At 70.0% G+C, this 22,520-nt stretch carries 27 protein-coding genes; 11 read left to right on the forward strand and 16 right to left on the reverse strand.

Annotated elements, in window-relative coordinates; translation table 11 throughout:
• Positions 1 to 16 precede the first annotated feature (16 nt).
• Complete coding sequence (locus M1L60_RS20690; RefSeq protein ID WP_253239106.1) at positions 17 to 631, forward strand: histidine phosphatase family protein; 615 nt, start codon at positions 17 to 19, stop codon at positions 629 to 631.
• On the opposite strand, the gene M1L60_RS20695 is transcribed toward M1L60_RS20690, so the two are convergent.
• Complete coding sequence (locus tag M1L60_RS20695; RefSeq protein ID WP_253239107.1) at positions 618 to 1,292, reverse strand: SAM-dependent methyltransferase; 675 nt, start codon at positions 1,290 to 1,292, stop codon at positions 618 to 620. The genes M1L60_RS20690 and M1L60_RS20695 overlap by 14 nt on opposite strands.
• Before the next feature lie 241 nt (positions 1,293 to 1,533).
• On the opposite strand from M1L60_RS20695, the gene M1L60_RS20700 reads away from it, so the two are divergent.
• Entirely contained in the window at positions 1,534 to 1,779 is a 246-nt protein-coding gene (locus M1L60_RS20700) for a hypothetical protein (protein ID WP_253239108.1), read from the forward strand.
• Between the two features lie 13 nt (positions 1,780 to 1,792).
• On the opposite strand, the gene M1L60_RS20705 is transcribed toward M1L60_RS20700, so the two are convergent.
• The 8 genes from M1L60_RS20705 to M1L60_RS20735 form a co-directional block, all read right to left on the reverse strand.
• On the reverse strand, positions 1,793 to 2,245 hold the full coding sequence (locus M1L60_RS20705; protein WP_253239133.1) for a SitI3 family protein: 453 nt from the start codon (positions 2,243 to 2,245) through the stop codon (positions 1,793 to 1,795).
• A gap of 10 nt (positions 2,246 to 2,255) precedes the next feature.
• Entirely contained in the window at positions 2,256 to 2,828 is a 573-nt protein-coding gene (locus tag M1L60_RS20710; protein ID WP_438862138.1) for a CdiA C-terminal domain-containing protein, read from the reverse strand.
• Between the two features lie 146 nt (positions 2,829 to 2,974).
• The gene (locus M1L60_RS47060; RefSeq protein WP_256516788.1) at positions 2,975 to 3,100 is read right to left on the reverse strand and encodes a hypothetical protein; all 126 of its coding nucleotides are present in this window, start codon (positions 3,098 to 3,100) and stop codon (positions 2,975 to 2,977) included.
• A complete protein-coding gene (locus tag M1L60_RS20715) occupies positions 3,101 to 4,225 on the reverse strand; it encodes a substrate-binding domain-containing protein (protein ID WP_253239109.1) in 1,125 nt (374 codons plus the stop codon).
• 298 nt (positions 4,226 to 4,523) lie between these two features.
• Entirely contained in the window at positions 4,524 to 4,937 is a 414-nt protein-coding gene (locus M1L60_RS20720; protein WP_253239135.1) for a glutaredoxin domain-containing protein, read from the reverse strand.
• Positions 4,937 to 5,434 carry a 5-(carboxyamino)imidazole ribonucleotide mutase gene (gene purE / locus M1L60_RS20725; RefSeq protein ID WP_253239110.1) on the reverse strand — a complete coding sequence of 166 codons (498 nt, stop codon included), beginning with the start codon at positions 5,432 to 5,434 and terminating at the stop codon, positions 4,937 to 4,939. The genes M1L60_RS20720 and purE overlap by 1 nt, the downstream gene beginning before the upstream one ends.
• Entirely contained in the window at positions 5,435 to 6,577 is a 1,143-nt protein-coding gene (locus tag M1L60_RS20730) for a 5-(carboxyamino)imidazole ribonucleotide synthase (RefSeq protein ID WP_253239111.1), read from the reverse strand.
• A 12-nt stretch (positions 6,578 to 6,589) separates the two neighbouring features.
• Positions 6,590 to 8,581, reverse strand: coding sequence for a thioredoxin domain-containing protein (locus M1L60_RS20735; protein WP_253239112.1), 1,992 nt, complete (start codon positions 8,579 to 8,581; stop codon positions 6,590 to 6,592).
• Positions 8,582 to 8,765: 184 nt separating this feature from the next.
• Between M1L60_RS20735 and M1L60_RS20740 the strand changes: the two genes are divergently transcribed.
• Positions 8,766 to 9,218, forward strand: coding sequence for a hypothetical protein (locus tag M1L60_RS20740; protein WP_253239113.1), 453 nt, complete (start codon positions 8,766 to 8,768; stop codon positions 9,216 to 9,218).
• 244 nt (positions 9,219 to 9,462) lie between these two features.
• Here M1L60_RS20740 and M1L60_RS20745 read toward each other — a convergent pair whose 3' ends face one another.
• The 3 genes from M1L60_RS20745 to mca all read right to left on the reverse strand — a co-directional run bounded on the left by M1L60_RS20745 (position 9,463) and on the right by mca (position 13,520).
• Positions 9,463 to 12,009, reverse strand: coding sequence for a putative bifunctional diguanylate cyclase/phosphodiesterase (locus M1L60_RS20745; RefSeq protein ID WP_253239114.1), 2,547 nt, complete (start codon positions 12,007 to 12,009; stop codon positions 9,463 to 9,465).
• A gap of 249 nt (positions 12,010 to 12,258) precedes the next feature.
• The gene (locus tag M1L60_RS20750) at positions 12,259 to 12,615 is read right to left on the reverse strand and encodes a hypothetical protein (RefSeq protein WP_253239136.1); all 357 of its coding nucleotides are present in this window, start codon (positions 12,613 to 12,615) and stop codon (positions 12,259 to 12,261) included.
• Positions 12,616 to 12,638: 23 nt separating this feature from the next.
• Entirely contained in the window at positions 12,639 to 13,520 is an 882-nt protein-coding gene (mca, locus tag M1L60_RS20755) for a mycothiol conjugate amidase Mca (protein ID WP_253239115.1), read from the reverse strand.
• A gap of 110 nt (positions 13,521 to 13,630) precedes the next feature.
• Between mca and M1L60_RS20760 the strand changes: the two genes are divergently transcribed.
• Both M1L60_RS20760 and greA read left to right on the forward strand, forming a co-directional pair.
• Complete coding sequence (locus tag M1L60_RS20760; RefSeq protein ID WP_253239116.1) at positions 13,631 to 14,050, forward strand: DUF4307 domain-containing protein; 420 nt, start codon at positions 13,631 to 13,633, stop codon at positions 14,048 to 14,050.
• 142 nt (positions 14,051 to 14,192) lie between these two features.
• Positions 14,193 to 14,687, forward strand: a complete 495-nt coding sequence (gene greA / locus M1L60_RS20765; protein WP_253239117.1) for a transcription elongation factor GreA — start codon at positions 14,193 to 14,195, stop codon at positions 14,685 to 14,687.
• A 46-nt stretch (positions 14,688 to 14,733) separates the two neighbouring features.
• Here the strand turns inward: greA and ilvA are convergent, their stop codons facing one another.
• From ilvA to M1L60_RS20780, 3 genes are read right to left on the reverse strand one after another with little or no spacing between them, the layout of a single operon-like run.
• Positions 14,734 to 15,984, reverse strand: a complete 1,251-nt coding sequence (gene ilvA, locus M1L60_RS20770; RefSeq protein ID WP_253239118.1) for a threonine ammonia-lyase — start codon at positions 15,982 to 15,984, stop codon at positions 14,734 to 14,736.
• A 21-nt stretch (positions 15,985 to 16,005) separates the two neighbouring features.
• The gene (locus M1L60_RS20775) at positions 16,006 to 17,367 is read right to left on the reverse strand and encodes an amidase (RefSeq protein ID WP_253239119.1); all 1,362 of its coding nucleotides are present in this window, start codon (positions 17,365 to 17,367) and stop codon (positions 16,006 to 16,008) included.
• Positions 17,368 to 17,387: 20 nt separating this feature from the next.
• The gene (locus tag M1L60_RS20780) at positions 17,388 to 18,539 is read right to left on the reverse strand and encodes a cystathionine gamma-synthase (RefSeq protein WP_253239120.1); all 1,152 of its coding nucleotides are present in this window, start codon (positions 18,537 to 18,539) and stop codon (positions 17,388 to 17,390) included.
• Positions 18,540 to 18,563: 24 nt separating this feature from the next.
• On the opposite strand from M1L60_RS20780, the gene M1L60_RS20785 reads away from it, so the two are divergent.
• The 5 genes from M1L60_RS20785 to M1L60_RS20805 all read left to right on the forward strand — a co-directional run bounded on the left by M1L60_RS20785 (position 18,564) and on the right by M1L60_RS20805 (position 20,803).
• Positions 18,564 to 18,977, forward strand: coding sequence for an HIT family protein (locus M1L60_RS20785; RefSeq protein WP_253239121.1), 414 nt, complete (start codon positions 18,564 to 18,566; stop codon positions 18,975 to 18,977).
• A gap of 48 nt (positions 18,978 to 19,025) precedes the next feature.
• Entirely contained in the window at positions 19,026 to 19,685 is a 660-nt protein-coding gene (gene msrA / locus M1L60_RS20790; protein WP_253239122.1) for a peptide-methionine (S)-S-oxide reductase MsrA, read from the forward strand.
• A gap of 92 nt (positions 19,686 to 19,777) precedes the next feature.
• Entirely contained in the window at positions 19,778 to 20,062 is a 285-nt protein-coding gene (locus M1L60_RS20795) for a type II toxin-antitoxin system Phd/YefM family antitoxin (protein ID WP_253239123.1), read from the forward strand.
• A gap of 32 nt (positions 20,063 to 20,094) precedes the next feature.
• On the forward strand, positions 20,095 to 20,349 hold the full coding sequence (locus M1L60_RS20800) for a type II toxin-antitoxin system RelE family toxin (protein WP_308208513.1): 255 nt from the start codon (positions 20,095 to 20,097) through the stop codon (positions 20,347 to 20,349).
• 124 nt (positions 20,350 to 20,473) lie between these two features.
• Positions 20,474 to 20,803, forward strand: a complete 330-nt coding sequence (locus M1L60_RS20805) for a hypothetical protein (protein WP_253239124.1) — start codon at positions 20,474 to 20,476, stop codon at positions 20,801 to 20,803.
• Here the strand turns inward: M1L60_RS20805 and M1L60_RS20810 are convergent.
• On the reverse strand, positions 20,800 to 20,964 hold the full coding sequence (locus tag M1L60_RS20810) for a hypothetical protein (protein ID WP_253239125.1): 165 nt from the start codon (positions 20,962 to 20,964) through the stop codon (positions 20,800 to 20,802). The genes M1L60_RS20805 and M1L60_RS20810 overlap by 4 nt on opposite strands.
• A gap of 98 nt (positions 20,965 to 21,062) precedes the next feature.
• Here M1L60_RS20810 and M1L60_RS20815 point away from each other — a divergent pair, with 98 nt between their 5' ends.
• Complete coding sequence (locus tag M1L60_RS20815) at positions 21,063 to 22,481, forward strand: CYTH and CHAD domain-containing protein (RefSeq protein WP_253239126.1); 1,419 nt, start codon at positions 21,063 to 21,065, stop codon at positions 22,479 to 22,481.
• The last annotated feature ends 39 nt before the right edge of the window (positions 22,482 to 22,520 follow it).

Raw genomic sequence — 22,520 nt, forward strand, 5'->3', positions numbered from 1 at the left:
GCCGTACATTAGCGGCGTGAGAATCATCCATGTCGTGACGCATCCCGAGGCGACCCACCACGTCGACGGGCTGGTCGGCGGCTGGTACGACTCCGACCTCACCCCACGTGGGCTGGCTCAGGCCGCGCGGATCGCTTCGCTGCTGGCTTCCGTGGCCCCGAAGCCTGAGATCTACTCGTCGGATCTGCTGCGCACGCGCCGTACGGCCGAGGTCATCGCGGCGAAGCTGGGCACGGTCGTGACACTCGACAGCGACCTGCGCGAGAAATCGTTCGGCGAGGCCGGCGGGAAACCGCAGTCCTGGTTGGACGAACGCTTCGTGCCCCCGCCCGAGTTCGGCGAGCGCATGCGCCACGACGAGGGCCTACCCGGCGCCGAGACGAAGTGGGACCTGGCCGTCCGCGTCTACGCGGCGGTGGAGCGCATCCTGAAGTCGGACGCGCCCCACCAGGTGATCGTCACGCACGGCATGGCCGCCACTTTTGTGCTGGCGGCCTGGATCGAGATGCCGCTGGAATCAGCGGGCCGGATGGCGTTCCGCTTCTCCCCCGGCGGCATCACGACCCTGCGCGAGGACGACCTGTTCCACAACCACGCGATCGTCGCGCTGAACGACGTCACGCATCTTTAGGACGAACACTCCCCAGCCCAGATAGCGGCGCTGGTAGCGGACGTAGTCGAGCGGAGCCGTGACACTCTGGGGCCAGCTCGTCGTCCGGGTTGGCGTCCAGCCAGGTGCGGATGGTCATCCACTGCGCCGCGACATAGCGGTCCCAGCTGTCCTCGTCGGCCAGCACCATCTCGACCAGATCCCAGCCCAGCCGCCCGAACAACTCGACCAGCCCGGGCAGGTCATGGAAGTCGGACCTGGCCTGCGCGTGACAGCCCCGGACGGCCTCGTCGCTGGGCGGATCCTCCCGCCAGAAGGGCTCGCCGACCAGCACCAGCCCACCCGGCCGCAGGCTACGAGCCAGAAGATCCAGAGTTCCCGGTACGCCACCACCGATCCAGGTCGCGCCGACGCACGCGGCGATGTCGACCGGCTCGGGCGCAACAAACCCGGCCGCGTCATCGTGCACAAAAGCGACGCGTTCGCCGACGCCCAACTCGCTTGCTCGCCGCCGGGCCTGCTCGCCGAAGACCGTACTGATGTCGACACCGAGACCGGTGATGCCGTGATCCCGGCTCCAGGTGCTCACCATCTCGCCGGTGCCACAGGCCAGATCGAGCATGCTCGCGCCGGCCGTCAGACGCAGCGCCCGCCCGAGGTCAGCCAGCTTGACCTCGGACAACGGATTGTGAATACGGTGATGCTGCTCGCGAACAACAAAACTACGTGGAAGATCCACTTCTGCTACCCCTCAGGCCGAAAACTCGAACAGTCCAAAGAATTCGACGAGAACCGGCATGTGAAGCACCTCCACAAAACGACACGAGACCCGGACCGTGCGCCGCGCCACGAACCATCACCATGGATTTCTCGCGGCCGTGGGCACAGTCCGACAGCGCGGCTGGCCGAACGCGGCAATCGGCTTGACCACCATCACCGGCGTCACCGCAGCAGCGATCCAGGCCCGCTCCACGGACGAGGCCGAGGCGATCGCGATCGGTCGACCCACCGCCCTTCGTCCGGGCCGTCGCGGCCCAGGTCAAGGCACGCGTGGTGCCGGTCTGGGCGCCGGTCTGGCCGCCCTGACCAACCGTGGAAATGGCTCGGTAGCTGAAGCCCTCTGGTTCACCGACCTGGTCGCTCGAGCCAAGACCGCCGTCCAGAAGTAGATGACAGACCCATTCACCCTGGGAGCGCGTCGTTCGCGCCCGGGTAGTTCGCCCACCACTTGTCGCGTCGGTGCTTGGTGAGGACGCCGTTCAGCCGGGACAGCAGCAGGATGTCGCCGTTGAAAGAGAACGCGGCATCCTCCGCTCCGGTCGCCAGCACGCGCCGGACGACCGTGAGCATGTTCGTCACCTGCCAGGCGACGTCGGGCACCTCTTTGTCCATGCGGAAACCGACCGAGGCGGCCGGTTCCGGTTCCCACTCCCACGAGCCTTGATCGGTCAGCACCTCGACGTACCGGCTGCCGCCGGACCTGATGGTGGCGGCAAAGCCGTACCGCTCGTTCACCACCGCCACAAGGAGTGGTCCGGGGCCATCCGGGCGTTCGTCGTGCTCGGGGAACGCCCGCGCCGCCACCTGCTCAGCGGGCGTGTCCCCGGCGAGAATCAAGTCGTACTCGATCGCCATGCTCACGCTCTCATTCGACTGTCGAGGGAAGATCAAGTTGAAGGATGCGGCCGTCGGCCGTGATGACCTTGGCTTCTTTGAGTCCCTCCATGGGCCAGCCGGCGAACTGCGCCTTCAACGCGGAGAGGTCGCCTCGCCAGTCCTCCAGATTGATTACCACTCGCTGGGTCTGGAGGGCGTCTATTTTCTCCTCCTGCACGAATCTCCAAATACCACGCGGCGTCTTCATTTCATTCGTCGGTGAGTAGCAGTCGAACACCCGGCCTTCGAGAAGAAAGTCCGGCTCCTTGAGCGGAGAACCTCGATCTCCGGCCTCCTGACGGGCGCGGGCAACCTCGTCGCTCGTCGGGTTCTGTTTGATCTGCCATCCCTTCGCCGCCAGTATGTCGGCGGCGGAGTTCTCCATCTCCAAGGACCGCCGGCCGCTCTCGTCGAGCCCTGGCCGAAGAACGGTTCGCCGCCCCTCGGGAGTGGCTCCCTCGGCACCCGAGCGATGGGTGATCAGATCGTCGTTCTGCATTCGGGCCGCGCCCACCCGGCCGGCGGGCATTGCCTTGGCGACGATCTCTTGTCCTTCGCGCACGCTCCGCGGAGGCTGCCTTTCGCCGTCGCCCCGTCTTCGCTTCGCCACAGCGCCGCTATTCGCCGCGCCGGCTCAAGTCGTCCACCACGGACCACTCCTCCCGCCGGGTGAGCCTTTCAGTTAAATCGACGAAGGCAAATCCCGGGTCAGGGGCGGGGTTCGGGGTGGCAGAGTTGGGGGTTGGCCAGTTCGGCGCAGGGGCGGTCGCCCTGGGCTCGGATGATGTCGGCGCCGTCCTGGGTGGTCAGGTAGCGCAGGAAGTCCGCCGCCACCTAGTGGGCGTCCGGGTCGCCGTGGGTGTAGCCGAGTTCGGTTTCCCACAACGGGTAGGTGCCGTGGTCGGCGTCGGGCACGGTGGCGGGGCGGCCGTCGATGCTGACCAGGGCCAGGCCCTCACGGTCCGTGGCGGCTCCCAGTTCGCTGTAACCGAGCGCGCCCGGCATGTCCGCCACGGCGCGTAGCACGTCGTCGGTGGAGTTGCGGGCGCAGCGCACGACGCCGGTCGGGGCACCCGGATCACGGTCGCGGCAGTTGTCGGAGTTGCTGCCGGGTTCGCGGGCGCCGCCGAGCACCCGGCGCTGGACCGCCGCTCTCGTGCCCGAGCCGGGGTTGCGGCTGATCAGGCGGACCGGCACGTCGCGACCGCCGATCTCTTCCCAATTGGTGATCTCGCCGCCGTACAGGCGCCGGAGCTGCGACGTGGTCAGGTCGCGGACGCCGGTGTCGGGGTTGACCACCAGTGTGAACAGCACGAATGCGGTTGGCCGGGCGACCAGGCCGGGTATGCCGTCCGGTTTGTCGCCGTCGGAGAAGGCCAGCACGGCCGCGTTCTCGCCGGCCCGGTCGAGCGCCAGCAGACCCTCGCCGCTGCCGCGCATCTCGAAGCTGAACGTCGCGTCGGTACAAACGTCCTGGTAGGACTGGGCGGCCTCGCGCACGACCGGTTCGAACGCGGTCGTGCCGGTCAGGGTCAGCGCTCCGGTCGCGCAGTCGATCGGTGTGCCGGTGTCGCTGCGGAAGAAGACCACCGACTGGGCGACGACCATCAGCGCCAGGAACGCGATCAAGGCCATCGCCCGTTTCGAGGATCCCGTACGGCTGCGGGTCTCGATGATCCGGCCGTCGCCCACGCCGCCCTTGATGGTGCCGACCACGATCGGATCGGGGTACGGCCCGTCGATCTTCCTGGTGCCGTCGGTGCTGTCCGGCGCGGCCAGCACCTTGTAGTGGTCGGCGCGGTTCATCGGCACTTTGGGCAGCTCGACCAGGTCGTCGCGCACGGTGAGACCGGCCAGGCTGGAGCGCAGGTTCTCGTCGCTGAGCTCGGTCACCACGAGTCCGACCACGCGCCGGCCGGGGAAGCTGACCCGGATGCCGGCCTTGTCGTCGTCGCCCACGGCGTAGTCGTGCTCGTCGATGTTCGTACGCCCGGTGTTCTCTTTTCCGCTGCAGCACGATGCTCGGATCCACGAGGGGGACGCCGTTGTTGCTCAGTTCACCGAGCGCGCCCGGCGCGGCGATCTCGCCGACGTCGTTGGCCGTGGTGTCCATCTGGACGCGGTAGCCGAGCCGCTTGCGCCCCTTGAACAGGAACTCGTAGATGGCCGCGATCGTGGGCACGCCCACACCCAGGGTCGCGAGCGCCATACTCCACCAGAAGTCGATGTCCCGAACTTAGGCGCGCCGTTTGAACGCTCAGTGAAGGTTTCGCACCAGCTGTGGTGAAGGGTTCACAAAGGACTCGTCGACGGTCACGACCGTGGGCACGGTCTCGTTGCCGTCGGCCACCGTCCGCACGGACGCTGCGCCGTCAGGGTCGCTCCAGATGTCGACCCAGTGGTAGCGGCCGGCCTGCCGGGCCAGCGAACCGCGCAGCCGCAGGCAGAACGGGCACCCCGGCCGCCAGTAGATGATGGGCCGGCCGTCGGCCGCTTGAGCGGCGCGCGCCTCGGCGTCGGTGACCGAGCGCGGGAAGGCGCGCGGCGAGACGATCGCCGCGGCCACGACCAGGACCACGAAGAACGCCAGACCGGGCAGCGAGCCGATCCAGAACCCGCCCAGGACGCCGACCGCGACCAGGAAGGCCGTCGGTTGCCAGCGCCGCGTCATCACCCCAGCAGTTTCTCACGTAGCGCGGCGTCCTTCTCGGCCACGAGTTGCTCGAGGCTCGCCTGGAAGTTCGCCATCTTCGTACGCAACAGAGGGTTGGCCGCGCCGAGGATGCGCACGGCGAGCAGGCCGGCGTTGCGCGCGCCGCCGATCGACACGGTCGCCACCGGCACCCCGGCCGGCATCTGCACGATCGAGAGCAGCGAGTCCATGCCGTCGAGGTGCTTGAGCGGCACCGGCACCCCGATCACCGGCAGCGGGGTCAGCGCGGCCACCATGCCCGGCAGGTGGGCGGCGCCCCCGGCCCCGGCGATGATCGCCTGCAGGCCCCGGCCGGCCGCGCTCTCGGCGTAGTCGACCATCTTGCGGACCGTACGGTGGGCCGAAACGACGCCGACCTCGAACGGCACCTCGAACTCGGCGAGGGCCAGCGCCGCCGCCTCCATCGTGGGCCAGTCCGAATCGCTGCCCATGATGATCCCGACGAGCGGTGCCATTTACCGGCCCTCCTGAAGCCATTGCGCGGCCCGAGCGGCGCGGGCGCGGACCGAAGTCATGTCGTCGCCGAGCACCGTGACGTGCCCGATCTTGCGGCCCGGGCGGACCAGCTTGCCGTACAGGTGCACGCGGGCGCCGGGGTCGGCCGCGAACAGGTGGTGCAGACGCTCGTCGATCGAGATGCCGCCCGGTTCGCCGCCGAGCACGTTGGCCATCACGACGGCGGGCGCGGTGAGCGACGTCTCACCCATCGGGTAGTCGAGCACGGCCCGCAGGTGCTGCTCGAACTGCGACGTCCGGGCGCCCTCGATGGTCCAGTGGCCGGAGTTGTGCGGACGCATGGCCAGCTCGTTGACCACGATGCCGTCGACGGTCTCGAACAGCTCGACGGCCAGCAGGCCGACCACGCCGAGCTCGTTCGCCAGGTCGATCGCGAGCTGCTGGGCCTTCAGGGCCAGCGCCTCGTTCAGGCCGGGCGCGGGCGCGAGCACCTCGACGCAGATGCCGTCCTTCTGCACCGTCTCGACCACCGGGTACGCCGCGACCTGCCCGAACGGCGAGCGCGCGACCAGGGCGGCCAGCTCGCGGCGCAGCGGCACGCGTTCCTCGACGATCAGCGGCGTGCCGGTGGCCACCAGCGCGGCCGCCTCGTCGGGCCCGGCCAGCATCCAGACGCCCTTGCCGTCGTACCCGCCGCGGGTGGCCTTGGCCACGACCGGCCAGACGCCGCCGGCGAAGGTCTCGACGTCCTCGGCCGACTCGACCCGGCCCCAGCGCGGCACCGGGGCGCCCAGCTCGGCCAAGCGCTCGCGCATAAGACCCTTGTCCTGCGCGAAGACCAGCGCCTTGGACCCGGGATAGATCTTGACGCCCTCGGCCTCGAGCGCCTTGATGTGCCCGGTCGGCACGTGCTCGTGGTCGAAGGTGACGGCCTCGCAGCCCTTGGCGAACTCGCGCAGCGCGGCCAGATCGGTATGGGTGCCGATCCGGACGTCGGCCGCGACCAGCGCGGCACTGTCATCGGGCGACACGCTCAGCACACGCAGTGACTGACCGAGAGAAATAGCAGCCTGGTGGGTCATGCGGGCCAGTTGGCCCCCGCCCACCATGCCGACCACAGGCAGACCGGTTCGGGTATCCATCGCCCGCCCAGCCTACCGACCGAGGCGCGCCACCAGATCGTCCGGGCTGGTCACCGGGCGGTCACAGACGAAACCCCGGCACACGTACGCCGTGGGGACGCCCGACTGCAGGGGCCGGTCGGCCAGCAGCGGAACGCCGGGCCGGTCGGGCTCGCCGGCCACGATGACCGTCCCCGGCGGCGCGTGGCGATGGGCCGCGGCCAGCAGCGGAGCCTCCAGCCCGGCCGGGGCCGCGATGGCGATCTCGTACGGTCCGGAGATCGCCGCCTCGGCCACCGCCGCCGAGTAGCCGGCGAACCTTGGGTGACCGCCGATCACCGGACCGGCCGTGGCCAGGGCCGCGTCGGCCGCCTCGCGATAGCTCGGCTCGCCGCTCAGGGCCGCGTACGCCACCAGCGCCGCACAGATCGCCGACAACCCCGACGGCGTGGCGTTGTCGGTGGGGTCGGCCGGCCGCGTGACCAGGCGTTCGGCGTCATCGGCGGTGTCGTAGAAGCCGCCCTCGCCGGTGCCGAAGTGGGCCAGCGCCACGTCGACCACCTCGCGGGCCCGCTCGAGCCACCCGCCGTCGGTGGTGAGCTGGTGCACGGCCAGGAACGCCTCGGCGACACAGCCGTAGTCGTCGAGCACGCCGGCCGGCTCCCCCACCACGCCGTCACGCGAGACCCGGCGCAGCCGCCCGTCGACCACGTGCCGTTCGGCCAGCACGGTGGCGATCTCGATCGCGGCCACCCGGGACGACTCGGCGCCGGTCAGGATGCCGTGCTCGGCCAGCGCGGTCACGGCCAGGCCGTTCCACGCGGCGACCACTTTGTCGTCGCGGGCCGGCTGCGGGCGCTCGGCCCGGGCCGCCAGCAACCTTTCCCGTACGTCACGCCAGCGCGCCACCAGGGCCGGGTCGGCGGCGTCGATGTCGCGGGCCAGCACCAGCACGCTGCGGCCGTGCTCGAACGTGCCGGCGGGGGTGACCGCGAACAGGTCGGCCGCCCACGCCCCGTCGTCGCCGAGGGCCGCGGTGAGCTCCTCGGGCTTCCAGGCGTACGTCAGACCTTCGACACCGGCCGCGTCGGCGTCCAGGGCCGAGGCCAGCCCACCGGCCGGGGTGCCCAGGTCACGCAGCAGGAACGCGGCCGTCTCGTCGGCGATCCGCCGGGCGAACGGGTCGTCGGTGAGCCGCCAGAGCTGCGTGTAGACCCGGAGCAGCAGGGCGTTGTCGTAGAGCATCTTCTCGAAGTGCGGCACCGTCCAGGTCGCGTCGACCGAGTACCGCGCGAACCCGCCCGCGAGCTGGTCGTAGAGGCCGCCCCGCCCCATCCGCTCGGCCGCGAACCGCACGGCCTCGAGAGCTTCCTCGGAGCCCGTACGCTGGAAATGGCGCAACAAGAAAAGCAGGCTCATGTGCGGCGGAAACTTCGGAGCGCCCCCGAAGCCGCCGTTGGTCGTGTCCTGCTCCTTGAGCAGCCCGGCGGCCGCCGCGGCCAGCAACTCGGCCGAGATCGGCGCCTTGGGCCCACCGACGAGCTGAGCCCCGCCGATCGCCTCGACCACGCTCGCCCCCTGCTGGACGACCTGTTCCCGCTGGTCACGCCAGGCGGTGGTGACCGAGTCGAGCAGGCGGGCGAAGTTGGCCCGGGGAAAATAGGTGCCGCAGAAGAACGGGTCACCGTCGGGCGTGGCAAAAACGGTCATCGGCCACCCGCCCTGCCCGGTCATGGCCTGGGTGGCGGTCATGTAGACGGCATCGACGTCGGGCCGTTCCTCGCGGTCGACCTTGATCGCCACGAACCCGTCGTTCATGAGCTTGGCCACAGCCTCGTCCTCGAAGGACTCGTGCGCCATCACGTGACACCAGTGGCAGGCCGCATAGCCGACCGAGATCAGCACCGGCACATCCCGCCGCTTCGCCTCGGCGAACGCCTCTTGCGACCACTCCCACCAGTCGACGGGATTGTCAGCATGCTGAAGCAGGTAGGGCGACGTAGCCCCGGCAAGACGGTTGGCCATGCCTCCACCTTCTCACCTACCCCCGCCCCCGGCCCGCGGGCAGGCCGATGTTGTGGACAACCCCGTCGAAGCATCCCCAAGCGGCTGACAGCGGGTGCTCCGAGGCCGGTCAAGCCGACTGCGTCGGGGACTTGCGAGAAGTTCTGAATAAGTTCAGAGTTGATCTGTGGATGGGACAAGGGAAGTGCAGTGGAGTGAGCTGCAGCGTGACCCCAAGAGCGTGGCGGCTCTGGCCGATGCCGGTGATGTCCGCGTTCGCCGCCGCGACGGCGCCGATCTTCTGCTGACCCGGGAAGATCGAGTGGCCGCCGCCGGCGAGGGGGCGATCGCGACGGTCCGCGCGCTACGCAACCTCTTGGCGCACGTGCCTGCGGAGACAGCTGAGGCGGCGTTGAACGAGGAGTTCCCCTGGCTCAGCCTCCTGCCTGCTGACGCTGTCGTCCAGTTCGTTGCCGAGTTCGTCAAGGCCGCACGGATCTCCGCGGAGCTGGGCCAGTGGTCGGTGCTGGCAGAGTTGCTCAGAGGCTGGAAGGCGACGGCCGTGGTCTACACCGATCCCGACCTTCTGCGTCAGCTGAGCGGCCCGTTGAACGACGATTTCGGGCCCGTCCCCGCGCCGGTGGAGGACGAGCCCTGATGGCCGCCAAGCGCGGCGACCGAGTCGCCCCGCCGGGGAAGCCCAGCGGGTGGGAGGCGAGGTTCGCCACCTCCGAGGCTGCGAAGGGCTGGGAGAGTCTGTGCCATACGGCCCGATCCAACACCTGGGAGGCATGGATCGTTCTGACCGAACGGCCGGCCACGCCGGTGAACCGCCGCATCGTATGGGTCGTCGCCGCGGCACCGTCGCACCCCAAAGCGACCGATTGATTCGAGCACGCCCCTCAGGAGGCGTCGTCGGCGCGGAGGGGGTGGATGTTGGCGGGGGCGGCTTCGGCCAGGGCGGTCAGGGCCTGCACGATCTTGTCGGCGGGCATGGGCTTGCAGAAGTGGTAGCCCTGGGCCGTGGGGCACTTGAGGGCGATGAGGGCGGCCCGCTGCTCCGTCGTCTCGACACCCTCGGCCACGACCCGGACGCCCAGGCGGGCGCCCAGTTCGACCGCGCCGCGGACCACGGCCTCGGCCGCCGAGGATTCGATCATGTCGTCGACGAAGGAGCGGTCGATCTTGATCTCGTCGACCGGGACGCGGGTGACGATGGCCAGCGAGGAGTAGCCGGTGCCGAAGTCGTCCAGGGAGAGCTGGACGCCCATGTCGCGCAGTTCGGCCAGCACCTCGTCCACGATGCGTTCCTGGCTGACCGCGACCGACTCGGTGATCTCGAGGACGAGATAGGAAGCGGGCGCACGGTGACGGCGCAGGGCCTCGCTGACCTGGCCCGGGAAGCCGGGGTCGAGCAGGCTGCGGGCCGACACGTTGACCGAGACCGGCACGTCGACGCCGGCCGCGTGCCAGCTGCACGCGGCGTCGAGGGCCAGGTCGAGCACCCGCGCCGTGAACGCTGTCTGCAACTCGGCCGAGTGCTCGACCGCGGGCACGAAATCGCCCGGTGACAGCTGGCCGCGGCGGGGGTGGCGCCAGCGTACGAGGGCCTCGACGCCCGTCGGCGCGGCCGTGATCAGGTCGACCGCGGGCTGCAGGTGCAGCAGGATCTGATCGTCGGCGGCCAGGGCGTCCTGCAGCTCGGCCAGTAGGGCGAGCGCGTCGGTGGTGACCGCGTCCAGGCCGGAGTCGAACGCGCTGACCGCCAGCTGCTGCCTCTTGGCCTGGTTGAGGGCGAGCGAGGCCCGGCGGATGAGCTCGCCCAGGTCGACCCGGCCGGCCGGGCTGACCGCGACCCCGACCGCCACCTCGACGGCGAGCCGCACCCCGGACACCTCCATCGGCCGGATGAGATGCTCGACCAGCTCGCGGGCCCGGCGCAGGGCCGCCGGCAGCGGGCTGGGCTGCTCGTGGGCCGGCGCGGCCGAGTCGGTGAGCGCGGCCACGGTCGGCACGAGCAGGGCGAACTCGTCGTCGCCGGTGCGGGCCACCAGTTCGCCGTCGCGGGCCAGCTCGGTCAGCCGCTCGGCCACGACCCGCAGCACCTCGTCGCCGTGGCGGTGCCCGAGGGTGCCGTTGACCTCGCGGAAGTCGTTGATGTCGAGCAGCAGCAGCGCCACCGGCCGGGTCCGGTCGAAGGAGCGCAGCAGCCGGTCGCCGTCGGTCAGCAGGGTGCTGCGGTTGAGCAAACCGGTCAGCCTGTCCTTGGTGAGGTCGTGGGTGATCTGCTGTTCGAGCCCGGCCACCCGGCTGCGGGTGGCCGCGTCGTGCAGCGCGCCGGCCAAGGCGTCGCCGAAGGCCGAGATGGCGGCTTCGTCGCGCGGGGCGGGCAGGGTCGGGCCGGACAGCCAGACGGTCAGCTCGCCGACCGGGTCACCGGCCACCGCCATGGTGCGGGTGATCGCGGGGCCGGGCAGTCCGGCGACCGCGTTGTCGAGGCCGGGGCCGTCCTCGGCGTAGCGGCGTTCGCCGTCGCGGCCGCGCACCTCGATCTCGACGCGGCGGGCGCCGAACACCTCGAGGGCCGCGGTCAGACCGGCCCGCGCGACCTCGGCCTCGGTGCCGCCGGGCAGGGTCGCCGTGGCCGCCGAGAACGACTCCCACATGCGGCGTTCCTCTTCGGCGCGCAGGTGGAAACGATAGGTGCGCTGGAGCAGCCAGAGCCCGGGCGCGAACGCGAGCAGCCACAGGGGGCCGCCGATGATGGCGTGGACCGCGGCCAGGCCGACCACCACGTTGCCGACGAACATCGGAATCTTCGCGTACGAGGCCCGCAGCAGGATCTGCCGGGCCGGGGCGTCCCGGTGCAGGGTGAGGGTCAGCGTGGCCAGCCCGAACGTGATGAGCAGGTAGGTCAGCGCGCCGGCCAGCAGCCCGGTCGTCGTACGCGTGCCGAGCACCGGCGCGTCACCCGCCACCAGGGCCGCGACCGCGGTGGCGCCGGCCGCGCCGAGGCTGAGCGAGGCGGCCAGGTGGGCCAGCTCGGCGGTGTTGCGGTGCGAGTCCCACCAGGACAGCAGCCCCCACGCGAGCACGGTGCCGATCAGCGTGGCCGCGGGCAGCCAGCCGGGCGGCGCCACCACGAAGCCGATGATGAAGGCGGCCTCGCCCCAGCTGACCGAGACCATGCCCCGGCCGAGCCGGAAGCGCAGCCGGGCCAGTTGACCGGCGATCACGACGGCCACGGCGAGCGCGACCCCGGCGACCGGAGTCAGTGGACGGTCGGCCGGCCGGTCGACCGGCAACAGGACACCGAGGACGGCCAGCAGGAGGGCCGAGCCGATCACCGTGGCGGTGAGCGCGCGGACCCCGCGGGAGCGACCGGCGAGGCCCACCACGGCGCTGAAGGAGCGACGCACCGGGGCCTCGGCGACCGGCCGGGCCGTCACGGAAAACGCCCTTTGAACAGCGGCACTGGCGGATGCACGTGCATCTGCAGTGGAGAAAACGGGGGGCGGGGATTGGTCATTTTCGGCGCCCCCTTCCGCGCAGGGATCAGGGGCGGTTAAGCCCCCGGCGGAAGGCTAAATCAATACCGATGAACAGAACAGGGCTTGACGCACGACGCGTATCGCCTTTAAGTCAGACCAATACGGTGTGTGTCGTCGACCGACAGACCTGAACCGCCCGCGACGTGGTCAAACGCGACGGTCGTCGCCGTCGGCGGACCCGCCGTCACTCTGAGTAGTAACGCCCGTGACCTCGTTATCCGTGGCGGCGCCGGCCGCCGAGGATCGACCCGCTTCGACGTCTGACGGGGCCTCACCGGCGCCGGAACGCTCGAGATCGGCATTGAGGCGAGCGATCTCGGCCTCACGCTGCGTCTGCCTTACGTCAGGAAAACTGTCGGGAAGCCGACGCAAGCGCTTGTTCATGTTGCGGATCAGCAGAACAGTCGCTATGGACATGAGCACGATGACGAACAACCCCATCGGGCCGGCCAGGCCGCCCGACCGGGTGTCGCCGAAGTTGTTGACCGCGACAAAGGTGTCCATGTCCATAGGGATGACTGTACGTCTCAGTGGGCTTCGACCGACTCGCGGATGCCCGCGAACAGGTCGGACTCGGGGACCGGGCTGTCGACCAGCGAGCGGGCCAACTCGAAGTCTTCGGTCGGCCACACCTTCTGCTGGAGCTCGAGCGGGATCTTGAACCAGAACCCGTCGGGGTCGACCTGGGTCGCGTGGGCCCGCAATGCGTCGTCGCGGACCTCGAAGTACTCGCCGCACTCGACCCGGGTGGTGATCTTGTCGCCCCGGTCCTCCCGGTCGTTCCATTTCTCGAGCCACTCGCCGTAGGGCGACTCGAGCCCGGCGGCCAGCATGCCCTCGTGCAGGGCGAGCATGCGCGCCCTGGTCCAGCCCGAGTTGTAATAGAGCTTGCGCGGCTGCCAGGGCTCGCCCAGCTCGGGGTAGGCCTCGGGGTCGCCCGCCTTGTCGAACGCCACCACCGACACGTTGTGGCACATGATGTGGTCGGGGTGGGGGTAGCCACCGTTCTCGTCATAGGTGGTCATGACGTGCGGGCGGAACTCACGGATCAGCTTGATCAGCGGGATCGCGGCCGTCTCGGGATCTTGCAGGCCGAAACAGCCCTCGGGCAGCGGGGGCAGCGGGTCGCCCTCGGGCAGGCCCGAGTCGACGAAGCCCAGCCACGACTGCTCGACGCCCAGGATCTCGCGCGCCTTGTCCATCTCGGCGCGGCGGATGGTGGTGATGTTCTCGAGCACGTCGGGGCGATCCATCTTGGGGTTGAGCACGCTGCCGCGCTCGCCGCCGGTACACGTCGCGACCATCACCCGGACGCCCTCGGCGACGTATCGCGCCATGGTGGCGGCACCCTTGCTGGACTCGTCGTCGGGGTGCGCGTGCACCGCCATGAGACGCAACTGCTCAGCCACTGAAACTCCTCGGACCTGACCCGCGGCAGGCGGGCCGGTGTCGGCTGCGAAGATGGACCCTGCCATTCTTGCGGATCCCCCCGACAAGAAACGCACGAGAGGTGCCCGAGGTGAGCGAGACGCGCACCACAGACCCGGTGTTCCCGCCGGGCCGTTACGGACGGCGCCGGTCCGGCCGCCGCCGGTCGGTGCTGCCGGTTCTCGTGCTGGTCGTCGTGGTGGCGGCCTCCCTGCTGATCTCGGTCCGGCTCTTCCAGCAGTTCGGCCGGACGGACTACGAGCCGCAGATCGTCGGCTGGTCGGAACCGTCGGACGCCGTGATGTCGATCGAGTTCAAGGTACGCGTCCCGGCCGGTCAACCCGCCGAGTGCGTGATCCGGGCCCGCGACTACGACGGCTTCGAGGTCGGGCGGCGCACGGTCGTCGTCCGCCCCAGCGGGAACGAAACGACAATCGACGCGAAGGAGACGGTGCCCACCACGGCCCGGGCCAGCGTCGGGGACGTCGTGAACTGCCGGCCACCGGCCTGAGGGAACCCGCACAAGATCGCACGAAACCGGCGCTGTGCATACCGCTGGTAAGGTTAGTGATTCGCTCCGTTCAGCATCCCGTCCAGGGGTGCTGGGCGTTTTCCATTTAATGACGTGCCCCCGTTCAGCAAGGAGATCGCGCATGGCCAGTTCAGAGGCGCCCAAGACCTGGCTTTCTCAGGACGCTCACGACCGGCTGCAGTCCGAGCTCGACGAGCTGATCGCCGCGCGTCCGGCCGTCGCCGCGGAGATCAACGCGCGCCGCGAGGAGGGCGACCTCCGCGAGAACGGTGGCTACCACGCGGCCCGCGAGGAGCAGAGCCGGCAAGAGGGCCGGATCCTGTACTTGAAGGAGTTCCTCCGCACCTCCGAGGTCGGCGAGGCCCAGACCGCCGACAAGGTCACGGCCGGTTCGGTCGTCACGATCTACTTCGACGACGACCAGAGTGACACCGAGACCTTCCTGCTCGGCTCGCGCGAGATCGCCTCCACCACCGACCTCACGGTCTACAGCCCCGAGTCGGCGCTCGGCACGGCCATCCTGGGCGCGTCCGAGGGTCAGACCGTCACCTACACGGCGCCCAGCGGCTCCGACATCAAGGTGACAGTGGTCAAGTTCGGCCCGTTCGGGGGCTGAGCCCCTTGATCGAAAGGCCCGCGGCGGTTCGCCGCGGGCCTTTTTGTCACGGGGTGTGGTCGGCCAGCAGCGCCACCCGGTAGCCGGAGTCGCGCAGGCTGCTGATCAGCGCGGCCGAGTGGTCCGGGCCGCGGGTCTCGACCGACAGCGCGACCTCGGCCTCGCCGAAGCTGAGCCGCGGGCTCTGCCGTGAGTGGGCCACGTCGACCACGTTGGCCCGCTGCCCGGCGATCCGGCCCAGCAGCCGGGCCAGCTCGCCCGGCCGGTCGGTGCAGCGCACGGCGAGCCGCAGGAAGCGGCCGGCCGAGGCCAGCCCGTGCTCGATGACCCGCAGCAACAGCATCGGGTCGATGTTGCCCCCGGACAGGACGGCCACCGCCGGGCCGTCGTCCAAGGGTGCGTACGCACCGGTCAGCAGGGCGGCCACGCCGGCCGCCCCGGCCGGCTCGACCACCGTCTTGTGCCGTTCCAGCAGCACCAGCAGGGCGGCCGACAGGTCCTCGTCGCTGACCGTCACGACCTCGTCGACGAGCTTGCTGACGTGGGCGAACGTGAGCTCACCGGGCCGCAGCACGTTGATGCCGTCGGCGATCGTGACGCCCCGCTCCAGCTTCTGCGGCGAGCCCGCGGCCAGCGAGGGCGGGAAGGCCGCAGCCCCGCTGGCCTGCACCCCGATCACCCGGATCTGCGGGCGCAGCGCCTTGGCGGCGACGGCCACCCCCGAGATCAGCCCGCCGCCGCCGACCGCGGTCACGATCGTCGTCACGTCGGGGCACTGCTCGAGGATCTCCAGGCCCACGGTGCCCTGACCGGCGATCACGTCGGGGTGGTCGAAGGGGTGGATCAGCACGGCCCCGGTGCGCTCGGCGAAGTCGCGCGCCGCCTCCAGCGAGTCGTCGACGGCCGTGCCCGCGTACTCGATCGCGGCGCCGTAGTTGCGGGTCGCGGTGACCTTGGGCAGTGGCGCCCCCTCGGGCATGAACACCGTGGCCTGGGCGCCGAGCAGCTCGGCAGCGAGCGCGACACCCTGCGCGTGGTTGCCGGCGCTGGCCGCGACGACCCCGCGGGCCCGCTCGGCGTCGGACAGCCGGGCGATCCGGGTGTACGCGCCACGCACCTTGTACGAGCCGGCGCGCTGCTGGTTCTCGCACTTGAGCCACACCGGGGTGCCGGTGATCTCGGACAGCGGGCGGGACGGGATCAGCGGGGTCCGCTTGGCCACGCCGGCCAGCAGCTCGCGCGCGGCCTCGATGTCGGCCGGTGCGAGCAGATCGAGCGGGTGGGGGGCACCATTCATTCCCCGAATGCTGCCACCCCTCTATATGAAGGCGTGCCGCTGCCAGGGATTGAGAACCTCGAACTGGCCCGCCACGGCCAGGAGCAGGGCTTCCGAGTCGGGCGGGCCGACCAGCTGGACGCCCAGGGGCAGTCCGTCGGGCCGGGTGCCGATCGGGACGACGAGGGCCGGCAGGCCCGCGACGTTCCAGGGAGCGGCGTACGGGGCGTACTTCATGCTGGCCGACATGTTCCGCCGCCACGAGCCGCCCGCGTGGCCCTCGGCGAGCGGGGGCGCCGCGGCCAGGGCCGGGGTGAGCAGAACGTCGAGCGAGTTGTCGGCGAAGAACCGGATGGCCGCCTCGCGGTACGCGTCCCGCTGCGACTGGCGCACCAGGCCGGCCCGCAGGGCCCACTTGCCGAGGCGGATGTGCTGCCGGGTCCGCGGCTGCAGCTGGGCCAGCTGGTAGTGCTCGGACTCGCGGTAGGCCGAGGCGAACCACGTGGCCAGGGTGCCGATGCCGAGCGTCTGCGGGTACGGCGGGTTGGCCGTCACCGTGTCGTGCCCGGCCTGCACCAGCAGCTTGGACGCGGTGGCCACGGCCGAGGTGTTGGGCTCGTCGGCCCGTACGCCGGCCAGGGGCGACCGCAACGAGACGCCGACCCGCAGCCGGCTCGGCTCGACCAGCTTGATCGGGTCGCGGCCGGCCAGCACCGAGAAGCCCAGGGCGGCGTCCGAGACCGTGGTGGTGAGCACGCCGTTCTCGACCAGCCCGTACCAGTTGGTGATGCCCAGGTCGGACGGGACGACGCCGCGCCCGGGCTTGAGGCCGACCAGACCGCAGCAGGCGGCGGGGATGCGGATCGAGCCGAGCCCGTCGTTGCACTGCGCGATCGGCACCAGGCCGGCCGCCACCGCGGCGGCGGCCCCGCCCGAGGAGCCGCCCGGCGTACGGTCGCGGTCCCAGGGGTTGCGGGTCGCGCCCTCGCCCTCGTCGGTGACCGCCCACAGGCCCATCTCGGGCATGCGCGTCGTGCCGACCACGACGGCGCCCGCGCCGCGCAGCCGCCGGACCACCTCGTGGTCGTCCTCGACGACCTCGGGCGTCCGCGCCGCCACCGACCCGTTCCAGGTCGGCATGCCCGCGACGGCCGTGTTCTCCTTGACCGCGACCGGCACCCCGGCCAGCGGCAGGTTGGCCAGATCCTCCTGGTCGTCGACCTTCTCGGCCTCGGCCAGGGCCTCGCCGCCCCGGATCACCCGGAAGGCGTCCAGGGTGGGGTCGGTGATCGAGATCTGCTCCAAGTGGTCGGCGACGACCTGGGTCGCGGACGCGTCACCACGCCGCACCGCACGGGAGATCTGCTTGGCTGTAGCGCCTACCCAGGTCGTACCGTCGCTCATTGCCTCTCCGTATGTATCTGTCAGCCCAGTGCCTGCTCGAGGTCGGCGAGCAGATCGTCAACGGTTTCGATGCCGACAGACAGTCGCACGAGATCGGCGGGGACTTCAAGCGCCGAACCCGCAGCGGACAGGTGTGTCATCTGGCCGGGGTGCTCGATGAGCGATTCGATGCCGCCCAGCGACTCCGCGAGCACGAAGAGCTTTGTCCGGTTGCAGACGTCGATGGCCTTTTCCATGCCGCCGGCCGCGCGGAACGACACCATGCCGCCGAAGCGCTGCATCTGCTTGGCCGCGATCTCGTGCCCCGGGTGCGTCTCGAGCCCCGGATAGAGCACCTCGGTGACGGCCGGGTGCTCGCTGAGGAAACCGACGATGCGCTCGGCGTTGTCGCAATGCCTTTCCATGCGTACGCCCAAGGTCTTGATGCCGCGCAGCGTGAGCCACGCGTCGAAGGGACCGTTGACCGCGCCCATCGCGTTCTGGTGGAACGCGAGCTGCTCGCCGAGCTCGTCGTCGGCGGTGATCAGCGCGCCGCCGACCACGTCGGAGTGCCCGCCCAGGTATTTGGTGGTCGAGTGCACGATCACGTCGGCGCCCAGGGTCAGCGGCTGCTGCAGATAGGGCGAGGCGAACGTGTTGTCGACCACGAGCATGGCGTCGTACTCGTGGGCCAGACCGGCCAGGGCCGCGATGTCGGCGATGTTGAGCAGCGGATTGGTCGGGGTCTCGGCCCAGATCAGCTTGGTCACCCCGGGCCGGAACGCGGCGCGCACCTGGTCGAGGTCGTCGAGGGCGACCGCGGTCCAGTCCAGACCCCAGTTCTCGGCCACCTTGGCGAAGAGCCGATAGGTTCCGCCGTACGCGTCGTCGGGGATCACCACGTGATCGCCGGGCCGGCACACCGCGCGCAGCAGCGTGTCCTCGGCGGCCAGACCGCTGGCGAAGGCCAGGCCGCGGCGGCCGCCCTCGATCGCGGCCAGGCACTCCTGCAGGGCGTCACGGGTGGGGTTGCCGGAACGGCTGTACTCGTAGCCGAGCCGGGGCGCGCCGACGGCGTCCTGGGCGTACGTGCTCGTCTGGTAGATCGGAGGCACGACCGCGCCGGTCCGGGGGTCCGGATCTTGGCCGGCGTGGATGGCGAGGGTGTCGAACCCGTAGTCGTTAGCCGTCATGCTCGGCAAGGCTAGTCTCACCTGGTGGCATCGTGCGTCTTCTGCGACATCGTGGCGGGCTCGGTGCCCGCCTTCAAGGTCGTCGACTCGCCGGACGGGGTCGGTTTCCTCGACACCCGCCCGGTTTTCAAGGGTCATGTGCTTTTGGTCCCACGCGCCCACGTGGTGACGTTGCCCGAATTGCCGGTTTCTGACTTGCCCGGATTTTTCGGACTCGTGCAACGAGTGTCAGCAGCCGTTCCGGCCGCCCTGGGGGCGCAGGGGACATTTGTGGCAAACAACAACATCGTCTCGCAGTCGGTGGCGCACCTGCACTTCCATGTCGTGCCACGAACCAAGGGCGACGGTCTACGCGGCTTCTTCTGGCCCCGGCACAAGTACGAGAGCGATGAAGAGGCGGCCTCATTTGCTTCGCGCATCGCGAAGGAACTCGGGTAAGGAAGAGGCCGCCCCCGGCGTTGTACCGGGCGGATGAAGGGAGTGACCGTGTTCCTGCGGCACAAGAAGCTCGAACTGATTACCCCCGACCAGGCCCTGCCGGGCCGCCCCCTCGAGATGCCGGTCGCCGACACGCACACCGTGCTCGGCACCCCGCTCAAGGGCCCGTGGCCGGCCGGCTACCAGGTCGCGGTCTTCGGAATGGGATGTTTCTGGGGCGCCGAGCGCATCTTCTGGCAGCTGCCCGGGGTCCACTCGACGTCGGTCGGCTACGCGGGCGGGTTCACCAAGAACCCGACCTACGAGGAGACCTGTTCCGGCTCGACCGGCCACGCCGAAGTGGTCCAGGTCGTCTACGACCCCAGCCGGATCCAGTACGAGGACCTGCTGAAGGCCTTCTGGGAGAACCACGACCCGACCCAGGGCATGCGCCAGGGCAACGACGTGGGCACCCAGTACCGCTCCGCGATCTACACGACCACGGACGACCAGGCCCGCATCGCCCAGCAGTCGCTGGACGCCTTCCAGCCGGTGGTCACCGCGGCCCGCCACGGCCAGATCACCACCGAGATCCGCCCGCTCGGCACGTACTTCTACGCCGAGAACTACCACCAGCAGTACCTGTCGGACTCCAAGAACCCGTACGGCTACTGCAACCACGGCCCCAACGGCATGACCTGCCCCGTGGGCGTGGCCCGCACCGCCTGACGATGCAACAGCGGGCCATCGGGCTCATGCCCGGTGGCCTGGTCACAAAAGTTTGTACAGACTTCGCGCCAGTCACTGCCTATACTTCGAGCATGACTGCCGTGCCGTTCACTGAAGCCCGCAATCGCCTGTCGGAACTCATCGACGAAGTGGCCGCCACACATGAGCGGATCGAGATCACGAGGCACGGTCACCCTGCCGCAGTGCTGATCTCGGCTGACGATCTGGCTGCGCTGGAAGAAACTCTGGACGTTCTGTCCAGCGCTGAGGCCATGCGCCAACTCGCCGACTCGAAAGCCGCGGTCGAAGCCGGTGATGTCCTCGACGCCGATGAACTCGCGGCTCTGATGGCAAAGCGGTCGAGGCAAGCACGGTGACCGATTCGGGCCCCGGCCGCTACCGCCTCCAGGTGGCCGGACCAGCGGCACGAACACTCGCCGGCCGACTGCCGGAGAAGATCGCCGCGGCTGTCTACGAGTTCATCACCACCGCCCTGCTCGACAACCCGCAACGCGTCGGCAAACGGCTGCTCCTACCACCTTTCGAAGGCACCTGGTCAGCCCGGCGCGGCACCTACCGCGTCCTCTACGAGATCGACGAAGACGAGCGCGTCGTGACCGTGACCGCAATCGAGCATCGCGCCGACGCTTACCGTTCGCGCTGAAACGACACAGGCGAGGCGGCCCGGATGACCGACGATGATTCACGCCTCGGAGTGGAAAAGATCGACATACCCCTACATCGTTCGCACACTGGGGTGATCAGCGCGGTGACGCGGGAGGTGAAGCATGCCGATTTTTTACAACGACGAGGAACGGCGCGCCTGGGGGCTGGCGGAGTCGCTGGCCGAGCAGGCCGAGGAGTCGATGCGCGAGGCTCAGCAAGCGCTCGAGACCTGGAAGACCGGTAAGGAGATGAACCGGCTGCGCTGCATCCGCAAGGGGATCAGCGAGTCGGACGCGGAGATCAGGTGGTCGGCCTCGACCACTGCCAAGAACGCCATTACCAACAACGGCTTCTATGTCGGGCTGGCCACCATGTATTACGGGGCCGCCTCGGCCCACTACTCCCGCGCGCTCTACCTGCGCAGCCTGGGCGGGCGGCCGATGGCGGCCTAGCTCTGCTCTTCGTCCGGAGCGGGGGCCGCCTGCGACTGGGCGGCCGGCGGGGGCGGCGCGGAGGAAGGCGCGGGGGCGGTCAACGCGAGACCGAGCACCGCGCCCGCACTGATCAGGCCGAGGCCGGCCAGCGAGACGGGTCGGCGGTCCGATTTCTCCATGGGAGCCAACGGTGCCAGCGTTTCCTGTGGCCCGGCTGTGCGGAAGCTGCCAAGAACTTGGCCTGTGTGATGGTCACCCGTTCGGGCAGTATTAACGGATGGAGATCGCGACCGAAACAGAGCGTAAATACGACGTGCCCGCCGAGTTCCGGTTGCCCGAGCTCACCGGCAAGGCGGGCATCGCCAGCGCCGCGGGCGCCGAGACGCAGGACCTCGACGCCACCTACTTCGACACCGACGATTTCGCTCTCATGCGCCACCGCCGCACGCTGCGGCGGCGCACCGGCGGCGGCGATGCCGGCTGGCATTTGAAGACGCCCGGCGAGGGGACGGATCGCAAGGAACATCGACTTCCCCTCAACGGCAAGCCGGAAAATGTGCCGGCCGAGCTGATCGGGCAGGTCCGCGCGATCGTGCGCCGCCAGGGGTTGCGGCCGATCGCCCGGCTGCGCACCCACCGGGTCGAGACCCCGTTGAAGGACGCCGACGGCAACACCCTCGCCCTGGTCGCGCAAGACCAGGTGACCGCCGAGACCGACGGCCGCGAGCAGCGCTGGCAAGAGGTCGAGGTCGAGCTGGTCGACGGCAGCCCCAAGGTGCTCGATGCCGTCGAGAAGTTGCTGTTCAAGGCGGGCGCCACCCCGGCCGAGGGCCCGTCCAAGGTGTCCCGCGCGGTCGGCGGCGCGCCTCAGCCGGCCCCGCCGAAAAAGGCCAAGAGCCCCGTTCTTCAGTACGTACGGGAGCAGCGCGACGCGATCACCGGCTACGACCCGGGCGTCCGTCGCGGCGATCCCGAGGCGGTGCACAAGATGCGCGTCGGCACCCGGCGTCTGCGCAGCACCCTCAAGACGTTCAAGCGCACGTTCGCCGAGGCCGGCGATCTCGGCAACGAGCTGAAGTGGCTGGCCGACCTGCTGGGTCAGGTGCGCGACGGCCAGGTGCAGGAGGGCAAGTTGCTGGCCGGGCTGGACGAGGCCGGCGAGCAGTTCCGCCCGGTCGCCGCCCGCATCCGCGAGCACCTCGACACCCAGGTCGCCGAGGGCCGCGCGGCGCTCGACGAGGCGCTCGAGGGCGAGCGCTACCTCACCCTGCTCGACCGCATCGATCAGCTCGCGGCGCGGGAGACGGTCGAGGCCGACCCGATCAAGCGGGCCGCCAAGAGCCTGGCCAAGGCCGACGGGCTGCTCGACGAGGCGCTGTTCCACGGCGAGGACCACGAATTGCACGACGCCCGCAAGGCCTACAAACGGGCCCGGTACGCCGTCGAGGTCTTCCAGCCGGCGGCCGGCAAACCGGCCAAGCAGCTGGTCGACGCGCTCACCGAGCTGCAGGACGTGCTGGGCGCCCACCAGGATTCGGTCGTCGCCCGCGAGCTGCTGCACGAGCTGGGGCAGGACAGCTTCTGGTTCGGTGTGCTGTGGGCCCGGCAGGAACAGGTGGGCAAGGACACGTACGCGCAATTACCGGTGGTTGTCGAAACCTCACGCAAGGGGCGCTTCCGGAAGTGGCTGGACTGATTGTTCACCTCCCGGCTCGTTGAGTAGTCACCCGAAACG

It is taken from the genome of Paractinoplanes aksuensis (assembly GCF_024137025.1).
Lineage (GTDB): Bacteria > Actinomycetota > Actinomycetes > Mycobacteriales > Micromonosporaceae > Actinoplanes > Actinoplanes aksuensis.